Origin of the sequence: Roseivirga spongicola (assembly GCF_034376045.1) — a bacterium.
GTDB classification, from domain to species: domain Bacteria; phylum Bacteroidota; class Bacteroidia; order Cytophagales; family Cyclobacteriaceae; genus Roseivirga; species Roseivirga spongicola.
In genome coordinates this window covers 2,217,094-2,231,509 of sequence record NZ_CP139724.1, presented here as the reverse complement: position 1 = coordinate 2,231,509, position 14,416 = coordinate 2,217,094, and the positions used below count along the sequence as shown (strand labels likewise).

Here is a 14,416-nt window from a genome sequence, read left to right as displayed (position 1 = left end):
ATTTACGCCCCTCACTCAATAGCTGAACAACCGAAACCTCAACTACGCACAGCCTATCATATTCATTAGAGAGCTCTACTAAAACACCTTCTTTTAAGGAGAAAAGAGCCACACACTAGATGAAAAAATACACTCAGTAAAATGAGCCACTTTTTGCTTCGCAGAGAGGCTAAAAGCGCAAAGACCAAGTGACCTTCAGGTAAGGGCTTAACTACTTCTCCATTGTGTTCTTTATATCTTTACCGAGAGAGAGGAAAACCATAATCAATACTATCTCTTCTCGGCTTTCTTATTCAACGCCTGAGCATTAGAGAGAAAATTACTCATCGGGTAAGCCGTAATTTTTGATTTACTAAAAATCCAAAAATTAAGTTTCAATTTGCCTATTAAAACCAATCAAATAAAAATAAGAAGATTCACTCACGTAAACGTTATATATTGATCACTACAATTAAACTACCCATTTATTTATGAAACATTTTTTACTAAGCTTTATGGCTCTGGTGCTTGTTATTTCGCAAGCCTCAGCGCAGCAAAGAACCGTAACGGGAAAGGTGACCACGGCAGAAGATGGCCTGGCATTTCCTGGTGTTTCCGTTTTCGTAAAAGGCACCACAGTTGGTGTTATTACGGATAGCAACGGAAATTACTCTCTGTCCATTCCTTCGGAAGCAGAGACACTAGTATTCTCCTTTATTGGATATACTTCACAAGAGAAGGAGATTGGCAACAACTCTGTTATTAATGTAGCTATGACCCCAGATGTAACTGAGCTGGGCGAAGTGGTAGTTACAGCTTTTGGTACAACTACTAAAAGGGACTTTACAGGGTCTGCCTCTTCTATTGCCTCAGAAGATCTAAAACTTAGACCTGTAACTAACCCAATTGCAGCAATTGAAGGTAATGCAACAGGTGTACAGTTCATTAATTCCTCTGGAGCTCCAGGTTCATCTCCGAACTTGGTAATTCGTGGAGTAGGAACATTGAATGGAGGTAGCACAAGCCCTCTTTTCATTGTAGATGGAGTGCAGTTCGAAGGAACGCTATCATTGATCAACCAAGAGGATATTGAGTCTTTCACAATCCTTAAGGATGCCGCTTCTACGTCATTATATGGATCTAGAGCAGCTAATGGTGTTGTTATAATCACTACGAAAAGCGGAAGAAAAGGCGAAGCAATGCAGGTAAACTTCTCAACCCAAACCGGTTGGATGTCACCAGCTATTGAGCAATATGAAGCTACCAACCCTAAGCAATACTACGAAGTAATGTGGGAAGCTTATAAAAACTCTTTAAGCGTAGCAGATCCTGCAGCACAAGCTTCAGCTAATATCTACAACAGATTAGGATACAACCCTTTCAATGTTCCTAACGATCAAATTGTAGGAACTGATGGTAGAATTAACCCTAATGCTGAGGTTAGATACCCAGCTCTAGATTGGTTCGATGTATTACAAAGACAGGGTACAAGACAAAACCACAACTTGAGTATCACTGGAGGAAGTGAGAATAGTTCTATATTCTTCTCAACAGGTTACTTAAAAGAAGAAGGTTATGTGATTGAGAGTGACTTTGAAAGGGTTACTACAAGATTAAAAGCAGACTTTACTCCAAAGGAATGGTTAACGATAGGAGGTAACATTAACCTATCCTTGTCTGACCAAGGCGGAGTTGGAGGAGCTGGCTCAGGAAGTATTGTAAACCCATTTGGTTTCGCTAAAAATATGGGAGCAATTTACCCTGTATATATTATAGATGATGCCACTGGCCAAATTGTTAGAGATGCTGCGGGTAATCCATTATATGATAGAGGTGAAGGTTACAGCCAGTATGGAATTTCTCCAAGACCTCAAAGCCCAGGTAGACATGCGATAGAAGAAGCTTATCTGAACGATATTTTCGATAGAGAAAACGCGTATGGTTTTAGAACCTATGTAGACATTGACATTCCAAAAGTTGAAGGTCTTAGCTTAAGAGTTACTTATGGTAGAGATTACCAAGAAAGAACACTTAAGGATTATGAGAATGCTGAAGTTGGTGATGGCCAGCCTACAGCAAGATACGCGGAGACTCGTTCAAGAAGAATTGTTGAAAACTTCAATCAAATTCTTACCTATAAAACATCTATTAATTACGATCACAACTTAGACATCACAGTTGGACATGAGAGCTTTGATAGAAACTTCTCTGGAAACAATACTTTCGCAACTACTCAAGTAGCCGAAGGTATTTATGAGTTCGACAACTTCTCTGTTCCAGTAAGCATTGGTGGATCTACTACTGACAAAACCCTAGAAGGTTATCTTGCTAGAATTAACTATAACTACAGAAATAAGTACTACCTGTCACTATCAGGAAGAAGAGACGGAAGTTCTGTATTCAGCGAAGATGTAAGATGGGGTAATTTCTACTCAGTTGGTGCTTCTTGGAGATTGAGTGAAGAGTCTTTCATGAGCAACGTTGGCTTCGTAGATGATTTGAAAATCAGAGCATCTTACGGTGAAGTAGGTAATGATAACCTTGGTGATTATTACATTTCGCAAGCCCGTTATCAATTGACTTCAAATGCGGGTAATCCTGCAATTTCACTTTCAGATCTTGGAAATCAAGCCCTTACTTGGGAGACAATCGAGAACTTTGATGTTGCTGTAGAATTCTCTCTATTCAACAACCTAATTGATGGTTCAGTAGAATACTACAGACGTAATTCTTCAGACCTCCTTTACAATGTGCCAATCGCAATCTCTAACGGATTGAATTCAATTCCTGATAATATTGCCGACATGTACAATGACGGTCTTGAGATTTCATTAACTGGTCATATTCTTCAAGATAGAGAAGGATTAAGCTGGGACATCACTGCTTTAGGTACTACTTTGAACAACCAGATTACTAATATCCCAGATCCATTCCAGAATGGTTCTAAAAGATGGGATGTTGGTCGTTCTAGATACGACTTCTACATCTACCATACTGCAGGTGTGGATCCTCTAACCGGTGATCAATTATATTATAAGTTCGAAGATGATCCAGAAACAGGAAATGGTGTTCCTGTATTAGATTCTGAAGGAAATCAAGTAACTACTAACGACTGGGCCGAAGCAAACAGGGCCTTTACCGGAGATAGTTCTATTCCAGACTTTATCGGATCAGTATCTAACAGACTGAATTACAAAGGATTCTCTTTAAGTATCCTTGTAGCATTCTCTTCAGGGGGTAAAATATTAGATGGTGGTTACTCTGCAATGATGGGTAGCGGAGACTTCGGTGAGTCTCACCACGTAGATCAACTTAATGCTTGGAAACAACCAGGAGATATTACAAGTGTTCCAAGGTTGGAGAATGGAAACGCAGAGCAGGTTCAAACGCAATCTACCAGATTCTTAACAGATGCTTCTTGGATCTCTTTACGTAACGTAAGCCTTTCTTATACATTCGATGACAGCATGGTGAACCGTTTAGGTCTTAGCAATTTGAATGTCTTCATTTCAGGTGACAACTTATGGTTCAGCGCTGCAAGAAAAGGCCTTAACCCTCAGTACAGCCTTGCTGGAACAGGATCAGGTAATGATTACAACCCGAACAAAATATTCTCAGTAGGTCTAAACCTAGGACTTTAAGATTTAAAGAAGTAAAAACATGAAACGAAGATTTTTATATTTATTGATTTCGTGCATGGTTTTGGCCAGCACGAGTTGCGATGATGAGTTTCTAGAAAGAACGCCTACAGATGCCATCGCGGCAAGTGATGCACTTGCAACCACTGCAAATATGAGACTTGTTATTAATGGACTTCACCGTTTATTATATGCTCAGTCTCAGGTTATTCTACCTGGAGGTTCTTCAACCTTCTCTGGAGAGCATTATTGGATTACATCTGACGATGCTATGGTAGGTAATGTAATTCACTCTGCCCCTGCAAATGGATGGTTAAGAGATGAGCTACAATGGAATGCACATAGCTTACCAACTGATCCTATCAACTTCCATAGATGGTATCAGAGATATCACATAGTTGCTAGTGCCAGTGCTATCATTAATAAAGTAGAAGAAGATGCTATTCCTGTAGATGATGAATTAGCAGATATTTTAGGTCAGGCTTATGCTTACCGTGCTTATGCTTATTATGACCTAATTACGCACTTCGCTAGAGGTTATTTAATCGGTAATCCAGCTTCAGATCCTGGTGTTCCGTTGCAAACGGGTACTGAGCCTCCTTACACTAGTGGCCCTAGAGCTACAGTGCAAGAGATTTATGACCAAATGAGAGCTGATATCAATGAGTCTATCAGCTTCTTTGAGCAGGCATCTGCCAGATGTACAGGTACTCCCGACTGTAAGTCTAACCTGAATATTAATGTTGCTCATGGACTTAAAGCTAGAATTGCACTTTCTAGTGGAGACTGGGCTACTGCAGCTGCTTCTGCTGTTGAGGCAAGACAAGGTTACCCTCTAATGTCAGAATCTGAGTGGAAGTCTGGTTTCAATACCAACTCTCTTCCAGAAGTAATTTGGGGTAGTAATGTAATTAGTACTGAAACCGTATTCTTCAGATCTTACTTCTACCTAATGTCTAACACCTTTAATGGTAGCCAGAACAGAGGTAATCCTAAGCTTTTCAATGCTGAAATGTATAATCAGATTCCAGATACTGATTACCGTAGAGATGTAGTTCTGCCTTTGGCTCCTAACACAAACCCTTCAGCTAACAATGATCAAGGTGGAAGCGCAGACGTAGATCCTAACTATGATGATCAGGCTAGATTTGAGTTTGTTGCTGATTCAATCAGAACAGTTTACGGTACAGATGGTTTGGGTCATAATCTTCACCCTTACATGCACTACAAAATGAAGAATAAGAACCCTGGAACTATTGATCCAGATGATATCATTCTTATGCGTTCTGCTGAAATGTACCTGATCGAAGCTGAAGCTGAAGCTATGCAAGGCAACATCCCTGCAGCTCAAAACGCCCTTCAGGAACTAGTTGGTTCTAGAAACTCTGCTTATAATGCTGCTCTATTCGCTACGCAGGCTGACTTGATGGATGAAATCAAGCTTCAGTGGTATGTGGAGTTATTTGGAGAAGGATTCGGTTATGAAAACCACATCAGATGGGATCAGCCATTAGACTTAACAAACTCTGGTGCTGACCCAACTTACTATGGTGACGGCTTTATGCAAGCTGCACCTTCAGTAAATGATGATTGGATTTGGAAGATTCCTCAAGCAGAAATCGATGCTAATCCAAACCTAACGGAGAACAATCAGAACTAAGAGCCACTTAGTTTAGGACCAAGGTCCGCTTAATACAGACAAAAAGGTCTCGCCCACTTGGAGCGAGACCTTTTTCGTTTACTAGATTTTCGTAAACTAACTCCAAGAGCAAACCACCCGTTCTTGGATCATAGGAGTGGCACATTAGAGTTACTGTAGGTCATACAATTTTATGAAAAGCCACTCTGCTTCCATATAATCGATTACCTTTGCATTGTTTTTAATCAGTCTAAATAAGAACTGCATTGATAGCAGCCATCTACGATCCACAATTCTTAACCCGCGAGGGTGCAAAAAAACTATTAGAGCAACATCAAGGTGTAGTGGCTACGCATGTATTCAATACAGAAATTAATTTGGAAGAGCAGATTAATAAAACCCAACCAGATTTTCTGATACTTGAGTACAAGGGTCAGCAAAGCATACAACCCGATACATTAGACAGAATAAAGAACAAGCTTCCTCAACTCAAAACATTGATAATAAGCGAAGATGACGACCCTATAGTTATCAGACAGTTCATCAATTCAGGAGTGGAAGGCTTTTTAACCAAGCGATGCTCAAATCAAGAAATTAAGACGGCTATTAGCTCCATAAGCGAAGGAGGTAAGTTCTACTGCGACAGAGTGATAAACATTATCACGAACAAAGACCTACCAAACCCTATGGAGTTATCTGACCGAGAAATGCAGGTAATCAGATACGTAGGGAAAGGACTTTCTTCAGAAGAAATTGCCTCAGAGCTCAATGTAAGTATCCATACGGTTAATTCTCACCGAAAGAACGTTCTAAAAAAACTTGGGCTTAAATCACCTACCGAACTTATTGTATATGCCTTAAAGCAAGGCTGGGTTTCTTTCTAGTTCAAGGCTTTAGTCGATTTAAACATACATCAATGACCTACTAGAAATAGCTACGCTCATTCACTAGTATTAGCCATTGTGATTAGCATGCCGGATGATGTACTTCACACAATTCCAAAAAAACAAGCCTGTGTGTAAAACTGAACCCGTTAACCTAGTAGAAGAACACTTCATTCACATCTCTATGTGTAAATGCTGCAAGCGCATTGGACTACATTACACCAATCTATTATGCAGCTTTCGGATTTTAGGATTCAAAAGCTTTGCCTCATCCATAATCAGAACCAATTTCAATTATAACGCGGTTTACTTCCCAGATCAGACAAACCGCATCATCATTAGCACTTGCCATCAGGATATTCAGTTCTGCTTTACAGAGCCTGAGTTCTATGATTTCCAACATGCCATGAACGAAGCATTACTTATGCTAGAAGTGCACATAGCTATCCAAGAGCCATAAGCCACACAAACTCTGAGTGTTGCTTAATGGTAGTATTCCGAACTGACCTCACTACTACTAGGGAGACTCTTTCACTAATACTAGTTATTGTTCGGCAAACCATTCTAGGCTTACATTTGCACTGTTTAGAATTAATCTAAATAAGAAAAGTAAATGAAGAAACTATTGGCCCTCGTTTTCTTAGCAACACTAACGGCTATACCTGCCATGGCTCAGTACTCTATTCAAGGCAAGGTTGTAGATAAAGGCGGCACCCCTATCGCCTTCACCACTATTCAATTGCTACAGACTAGTAAAGCCGTTAGCTCAAATGAAGCCGGTCAGTTTAGCATCAATAATGTAAGCCAAGGTTTCTATGCGCTGAAAGTATCTTTCGTAGGCTTTAAATCCATTACCCAACAGCTGACCGTAGCAAACGAAAACGTGGACTTAGGTACGATAGTCCTTTCAGAAGCCATCACTAATCTAGACCAAATGGTGGTTACCGCATCTAGATTGGAGCAAACCATCGCAGATGTTTCTATTCCTATTCAGGTGATAGATCAGAAACAGATTGAGCGAAGCAGCAACATCAGGCTCAACGAAATTTTAATGGAGCAAACTGGGCTAATGATCAACTCAGATCATGGTGCTGGTATTCAAATTCAAGGTCTTAATTCCGAATATATTCTGATTCTTGTTGATGGAGAGCCACTAATAGGAAGAACAGCTGGCACCTTAGACCTCACGCGAATAACTGTCAATAACATAGATAGAATTGAAGTGGTTAAAGGCCCCTCCTCTTCCCTCTATGGCAGTGAAGCGATGGGCGGAGTGATTAACATTATCACCAAAAATCCACGAAATGGTTTGGGAACTAGCCTTTCGGGAAGGCAAAGAAGGTTCAACACAACAGACTTAAATGCTACGTTAGAATATGCTAACGATAAAGTTCAGGTAAGCACCTTCTTTAACCGTTTAAGTTCCGGTGGTTACGACTTGAACGATAACACCCTTAGCCAAACTGTGGCTTCATATACCGCTAGCACTGCCCAGGCAAAGTTGAAATATAAACTTACTGACAACTTAGATTTATCTATTTCTGGGCGATACTATAACGAGCCTCAAGAAGATCAGACAACGGTTACAATTAGTAATGGAAGCGCAAGCTCAGATGTTGTTCACGACTATAATGCTCAACAAACCGACTGGAACATTCTCCCTAAGCTAGAATGGAGAATTGGAGAGAATTCACTGGTAACGCTCAGACAATACATTAGCAATTACCGAACTGAGACGCGCATCACCAGAGCATCAGACAACAACCTTTACAGCCTCGATATATTTGAACAGAAGTTCAGCAGAACGGAAGGCCAAGGAGACCTATTTATTAACGAAAACAGCACGATCACTTTTGGTGCAGGGTATATTTGGGAAGGTGTAAACTCCACTAGGTACGTAGATAGTTCATTCACATCGGCTTATGCATTTGCCCAATATTTATGGGAACCAACAGCCAAACTAGACATAACCACAGGCTTGAGATATGACGATCACGTGGCTTATGGCAACAACCTGAGCCCAAAACTAGCTGTGGGCTACAAGCTAAATGAAAAACTAAAAATTCGAGTCTCGATTGGAGGAGGCTTCAAGGCGCCAGACTTCAGACAACTATTGCTAGACTTCTCAAATCCAACGGTTGGCTACAGCGTAATGGGCACTTCTGTAGTTCAAGATGGTATTGAAAGACTAATATCTGCTGGAGAAACCTTCCGAACAGACCCTCAAGAAAACCCTAATGCCATAAACAATGCGAGGGCAAACGCAGCGGTTGCAGCAGAAGGATTGAGTGCTGAAAGATCACTTTCAATCAACCTAGGTGCTGACTATCAACTCACAGAGAAAATTCTCATTCAAGGAAACTTATTTAGAAACTATATTTCAAACCTTATCGATACTTGGGCTGTGGCACAAAAAGACAATGGTCAGTTTGTCTTTAGCTACCGCAATGTGGAAGATATTGTAACACAAGGCGCTGAGGTAGAAGCTACTGTTCAACTCAATTCTAACCTGAACATATCTGCTGGCTACCAGTACTTAGACACATACGATCAAAATGTAATTGACCAAATAAAGGAAGGAACTCTGGCCTATAGACCTTTGGGAGAAATAGTATCTCGAAGAGTCACAAGAGCCGATTATGGCGGGCTATTCGGGCGTTCTAGACACTCCGGAAACTTTAAAGTAACCTATACCTACTCTGCCTTAGACTTGACAATTTATTTCAGAAGTATCTACAGAGGAAGATGGGGCTTTGCCGATCGTGATGGCAATCAGGTGTTGGTTGGAGACTATGAGTATGCTGAGGGGTACTTCCAACATAACCTCTCTATCCAGAAAGCTTTTGGTAAATACTGGACTGCAGATATAGGCGCCAATAACCTGTTCAACACCACTAATGAATTTGAACCTACACTGGCAGGAACCATGTGGTTTGCAGGCCTAAAATTCAACCTACATAAAGACTAAGAATACCCTAAAACGAATAATTAAATAGTAAAAAGATGAGAAAAACGTATCTATTAACCCTAGCAGTGATGATGCTCGCAGTAGTTGCCTGTAGCGAAGATGATCCTCAGCCGGTAGCGCTTGAAGTAAAGTCGGAATCTAACTTTGAAGCCCCTGGAGATGTCTATGACTACACCACTCAACCGCCAACTTTGGTACAGGAGAATGATTACCAATACTATGACTTCTCTACAAACAGCGAAGTAAGTGCAACGGGCGACTGGGATATTGCAATTAAAGGCACCACCATCATCACCAATGGAGGAATAAATGGTGACGGAGGAGTTCAGGCCACAACGGTAGCGGCCATCTTCGATGAACTAGATGAAGTCCCAGCCAGCGCCACTTTTGCTGCCGATACTGAGGCAGCTTTAGCCATTAACAAGAATACAGATTTTGCTAATAGATGGTACTCTTATGCTAATGGCATAATTAGCCCAGTTCCAGGAAGAGTTGTACTGATAAAAGATACAGAAGGCAATTATGTTAAGCTCGAGATTCAATGCTACTATAGAGATTGCCCTACTGAGCCAACTTCTGGTTCTGATAACGGAATTTACACCTTCAGATATGTGTACCAACCAGATGGTTCAATGCAGTTCGACTTTACAGGAAACTAGTCGCATGATTAATAAGTGAGATTAAAAATTACTGAAACAAGCGAAGAGTTTTAAGACAATGCCCCCACTTGTTTGATTGTACGTTTCTAGTACATAGTGCGAATCGTTAAGGCCACCCTCGGGTGGCCTTTTCATTTGTTGAGTCAAAGATTTTTTGTCTACCTCCTACCTCACAGCTCAACCGCCAAGAATAGCTCAACTTACCAGATGTACCCACCATAGCCCATAACCTGAATGTGAATAAGGAATATTGCACATGAAACAGATCATAACCACTAGTACTAGTGATTGCATTACAAGCACTTAGCCAATACATTTGCTATTATTTAGAACTAATCTAAATAGAGGCACAAAACCTATCGTCACTGTGAATAGACTAAAAATACACTTAACCATTTTAATGCTCTCGCTTGCCTGTACAGCTCAAGCCCAGAGAATTATTACTGCCGGAAGCTCGTCTACTGAAATTGTCTGTGAACTCGGTCTTTGTGACAAAATTGTAGCAACAGACAGAACTAGCCTTTACCCTCCTCAAATGCAATCGCTACCCTCAATAGGTTACCGAACTAGCATAACCGCTGAAGGCATCATCTCCCTAGAACCAGATGTTATGATCTTAGAGAAGGACTACGTGAACGATGTGGTGCTAAACCAGCTTAAAAATGCTGGACAAAAAGTATTGGTTGTTGAAAACAACAGCAACCTAGAAGACACGAAGCTCAGAATCAGACAGATTGCTGCAGCCCTGAACAAAAAGCCTGAAGGTGAGGCCTTAATTCAGAGGATGGAGACGGAACTAACTTCTTTGGCTAAGAAGGTAGCTCAAGCAAATAATACCCCCACCGTACTCTGTGTATATGCCAGAGGTGCTGGAAACCTTCAAGTTGCGGGTAACGATACAGGCTTTATGATCATTGAGATGGCCGGTACACAAAATGCCGTTCTAGAAATAAGTGGTTATAAACCACTCAATGCAGAGGCTCTTATTAATGCCAACCCCGATTACTTACTCTTCATGGCATCTGGCTTGGAAAGCCTTGGAGGCATAAACGGTGTACTAAAAATACCTGGAGTGGCGCAAACTACAGCAGGCAAGAAAATGCAAATTATTGCTATTGATGGCGTAAAGCTCACCAACTGGGGACCAAGATTAGCCGAAGCAGCATTAGAAATCTTCGAGAAAACGCATTGAACTCATCAATTACCATATCGAAACTGAAATCTCAAAAGCTTACCGCGGGCTTCCTTACTACAGCCATGGCGCTATTCTTATTAGCCCTGTTCTTATTCTCCTTAACCATTGGTGCGGTAGAACTCAGCGTGAGCGAAATATCATCTATTCTTTTAGATAGACTAGGCTTTACCAACCAAAACTTCACGGCTGTTCAGTCTGTGGTTTTAATGGATATAAGATTGCCACGGCTCATTTTCACCATATTAATAGGTACTGCCTTGGGTGTTTCAGGCGCTGCACTACAAGGTATATTCAGAAATCCATTGGTAGAACCAGGAATCATTGGTGTTTCTAGCGGAGCGGCATTAGGAGCCTTTGTGGTAATTCTCGGACTTACTTCCTTCATCGGAGAAATACCCGACTCTCTGAAGGTTTGGCTGCTTCCTCCATTTGCCTTTCTAGGTGGAGTATTGGCCACATTTATGACGCTCAGGTTAGGCAACTATCAGGGAAAAGTTAGGGTAACCATACTTATTTTGGCTGGAGTAGCCATTTCCGCACTGGCCAATGCCATCATCGGTTTAGGCATTTACTATGCTGACGATCAGCAATTAAGAACCTTTACCTTTTGGACTTTAGGCGACCTAAGTGCGGGTACCTGGCAGAAGATTGGCATCATTACAATCCCCATTGTCGCTTCAACCTTGATACTTACCAGAATGGCCAAATCTCTGAACGCTATTGCCTTGGGTGAGTCGGAGGCCTTCCACAGCGGAGTGAATGTTGAAAAAGTGAAGCGCACCATCGTGTTCCTTTCTGCACTCTGCGTGGGCGTAGCGGTTTCCTTCTCTGGAATTATCGGCTTTGTTGGCCTAGTAATTCCGCATATTATCAGAATGGCATTCTCTTCCGATCATAGGATTGTGATCCCACTTTCTGCATTGGGTGGAGCAGCCTTACTTATTCTAGCCGATTTATTCGCCAGAACTGTGGTAGCACCTTCTGAACTGCCCATTGGCGTAGTAACTGCAGCATTAGGAACGCCATTCTTCATTTACCTACTCACCGTTGCTAAAAGAAAAAATCTAATCTGATGCTACAAGCCAACAACATATCATATCAAATTGGAAGTAAGAGCATACTTCGAAATTGCACTATAAGACTGAAGCCAAAAACATTCACCGCCATTGTTGGACCTAACGGAGCGGGCAAAAGCACACTTCTAAAAGCAATTACCAACGAGGTGAAATTGCGCAATGGATCTATTATGGTAAATGGTCGTGCATCTTCTGCGTTAGACAGCAAAGCACTATCACGAATTCGGGCAGTTATGCCTCAACACACCAACATCAACTTCCCGTTTAGCATAGAGCAAATAATAGAAATTGGACGCTTTCCTCATCATACATCGCCCGTAGAAAATGAGGAGATCATTGAAAAGGTCATTGAAAAAACAAGGCTTCAATCTTACCGAGGCCGAACTTATCAGACCCTTTCTGGTGGAGAGAAACAAAGAGTACAACTCGCCAGAATTATGGCTCAGGTTTGGGACAAAAGTCCTCACCCAAAGTACTTGCTGCTAGATGAACCCACTTCTGATCTAGACATTCTGCATCAACATGCCTTGCTGGGAACTGCCCGTGAATTAATGAGCGATAACCTAGGCGTTTTAGCTGTTCTTCACGACCTGAACTTAGCCGCTCAGTATGCTGATTATTTAGTCTTTATGAAAAATGGGGAAATAGTTAAGCAGGGTGAAACCCGAGAAGTATTTACAAAAGAAAATATAGAAACTACATTTAACCATCCGGTTCAAATGCTAGAAGATCCAACAACGGGTCAAACCATTGTGGTTTCCATTCCAAACCACATGCATTTAGAACCACAAAAAGAAATACGATATGCCTGAAGTATTAACTACAGCCGCAGCTACTTTAAAAGAACGCTGGGAGCAATTCAAGGAAGAAAATCCGAGAGTAAGAATTAGAGAAGCTGCTAATCAGCTAGGAGTAAGCGAAGCCGAGCTATTAGCAACTGGACTTGGTGATGATGTAATCAGACTTGAAGGAGACTGGACCGAACTACTCAAGAGCTTTAAGGAGCTAGGCAATGTGATGAGTCTCACTCGCAATGAAGCCTGTGTATTAGAGCACAAAGGTTCGTTTGAAAAAGTGAGCACTTTTGGCAGAGGCAACCATCACATAGGTACTGTCATTGGCCCAATTGAAACACGAGTATTTTTTCAGAACTGGGCATTCGCCTTTGCCAGTGTCATCAGAAAAGGTTCACGCGTTCTACCCAACATTCAGATTTTCGATAAAGCTGGCACAGCTATCACTAAAGTATACGTACAAGAAGATGGCGACCTAGAAGCTTATGAGCACATAGTTGAGAAATTCACCTCAGCGAATCAATCTCCCAATCTGGAGATTAGCCCAATCGATAAAGTTGAGTATGCCGAAGATATTGATCAGGAAGCCTTTCTAGCCGACTGGGCAGCCTTGGAAGACACCCATGACTTCTTCCCGATGCTTAGAAAACATAAAGCCCAGAGAGAGCACGCAGTACAATTAGCAGAAGGCAAATTCACCAGAAAGATTGCCAACACGGCAGTGAACACCATTTTAGAGAAGGCATCTGAGAGCCAATTACCAATCATGATCTTTGCCGGAAACCATGGCAACCTGCAGATTCATCAAGATGTGGTAAAAAAGATTGTACCGATAGAGAGAGAGGAAACTAGGTGGATCAACGTGATGGATCAGAAGTTCAACTTACACTTACGCACAGACCTTATCGCTAATAGCTATGCTGTGGAGAAACCAACAAAAGACGGTATAGTGACCTCAGTAGAGCTATTTGATGAAAATAGAGAAATGATCGCTCAGTTCTTCGGTTTAAGAAAACCAGGCCAAACTGAATTGACAGACTGGAAAGAACTAGTAGCCGAACTCAATTAAAACAACAGATTTTTTCAACTCAGGGGTGTTGGGGTCATAGATTCCTTCACCCTACTTTTACCCTATTCATCTGGCTTTTTGGAATGACCTGACCAGTTTCTCACCTAGTTGAAGCGTCTCGCTTCGACTTAACACTAGGGTCTTAGCGAGACGCTAAAGACCAGAGAGAATCGCCAAATCTAAGTACTATTCAAAAGCCACGGTAACAGACATGTTGAGGCCCCGAAGTATCGGGGGAAACATCTTATTACCCTTTGCTAAGCGCCTCTATTCAAGTATAAGATTCTTCGCTGCACTCAGAATGACTTAGACGAGAGAGCATCAGGCAAAACAATCTAAAGCAGTACCTGTAAGCCTAGCCCCCTCCTAGTTGAAGCGTCTCGCTTCTACTTAACACTAGAGGGTCTTAGCGAAACGCTAAAGACCAGAGAGAACGGCTAAATCTAAGGGCTAAACAAAGGCCACGGTAACAGTCATGTTGAGGTCCCGAAGTATCGGGGGAAACATCTTATTAC

General features: G+C 41.6%; 10 protein-coding genes. All 10 read left to right on the top strand.

Annotated elements, in window-relative coordinates; genetic code table 11:
- Positions 1 to 470: 470 nt before the first annotated feature.
- Positions 471 to 3,620 carry a SusC/RagA family TonB-linked outer membrane protein gene (locus T7867_RS09790; protein WP_068221049.1) on the top strand — a complete coding sequence of 1,050 codons (3,150 nt, stop codon included), beginning with the start codon at positions 471 to 473 and terminating at the stop codon, positions 3,618 to 3,620.
- A gap of 19 nt (positions 3,621 to 3,639) precedes the next feature.
- The gene (locus T7867_RS09785) at positions 3,640 to 5,277 is read left to right on the top strand and encodes a RagB/SusD family nutrient uptake outer membrane protein (protein ID WP_068221046.1); all 1,638 of its coding nucleotides are present in this window, start codon (positions 3,640 to 3,642) and stop codon (positions 5,275 to 5,277) included.
- A 245-nt stretch (positions 5,278 to 5,522) separates the two neighbouring features.
- Positions 5,523 to 6,140: a response regulator transcription factor gene (locus T7867_RS09780; protein ID WP_068221043.1), complete on the top strand. Its 618-nt coding sequence runs from the start codon at positions 5,523 to 5,525 to the stop codon at positions 6,138 to 6,140.
- A 130-nt stretch (positions 6,141 to 6,270) separates the two neighbouring features.
- Complete coding sequence (locus T7867_RS09775; RefSeq protein WP_157717622.1) at positions 6,271 to 6,600, top strand: DUF6686 family protein; 330 nt, start codon at positions 6,271 to 6,273, stop codon at positions 6,598 to 6,600.
- 153 nt (positions 6,601 to 6,753) lie between these two features.
- The gene (locus T7867_RS09770; RefSeq protein WP_322300138.1) at positions 6,754 to 9,108 is read left to right on the top strand and encodes a TonB-dependent receptor; all 2,355 of its coding nucleotides are present in this window, start codon (positions 6,754 to 6,756) and stop codon (positions 9,106 to 9,108) included.
- A gap of 35 nt (positions 9,109 to 9,143) precedes the next feature.
- Entirely contained in the window at positions 9,144 to 9,767 is a 624-nt protein-coding gene (locus T7867_RS09765) for an HmuY family protein (RefSeq protein ID WP_322300137.1), read from the top strand.
- 367 nt (positions 9,768 to 10,134) lie between these two features.
- A complete protein-coding gene (locus T7867_RS09760) occupies positions 10,135 to 10,959 on the top strand; it encodes a heme/hemin ABC transporter substrate-binding protein (protein ID WP_322300136.1) in 825 nt (274 codons plus the stop codon).
- A complete protein-coding gene (locus T7867_RS09755) occupies positions 10,956 to 12,035 on the top strand; it encodes a FecCD family ABC transporter permease (protein ID WP_322300135.1) in 1,080 nt (359 codons plus the stop codon). The genes T7867_RS09760 and T7867_RS09755 overlap by 4 nt, the downstream gene beginning before the upstream one ends.
- Positions 12,035 to 12,850 (top strand): heme ABC transporter ATP-binding protein, encoded by an 816-nt coding sequence (locus T7867_RS09750; protein WP_322300134.1) that lies wholly within the window; start codon positions 12,035 to 12,037, stop codon positions 12,848 to 12,850. The genes T7867_RS09755 and T7867_RS09750 overlap by 1 nt, the downstream gene beginning before the upstream one ends.
- Positions 12,843 to 13,901 (top strand): hemin-degrading factor, encoded by a 1,059-nt coding sequence (locus tag T7867_RS09745; protein WP_322300133.1) that lies wholly within the window; start codon positions 12,843 to 12,845, stop codon positions 13,899 to 13,901. Before T7867_RS09750 ends, T7867_RS09745 begins: the two co-directional genes overlap by 8 nt.
- Positions 13,902 to 14,416: the final 515 nt, after the last annotated feature.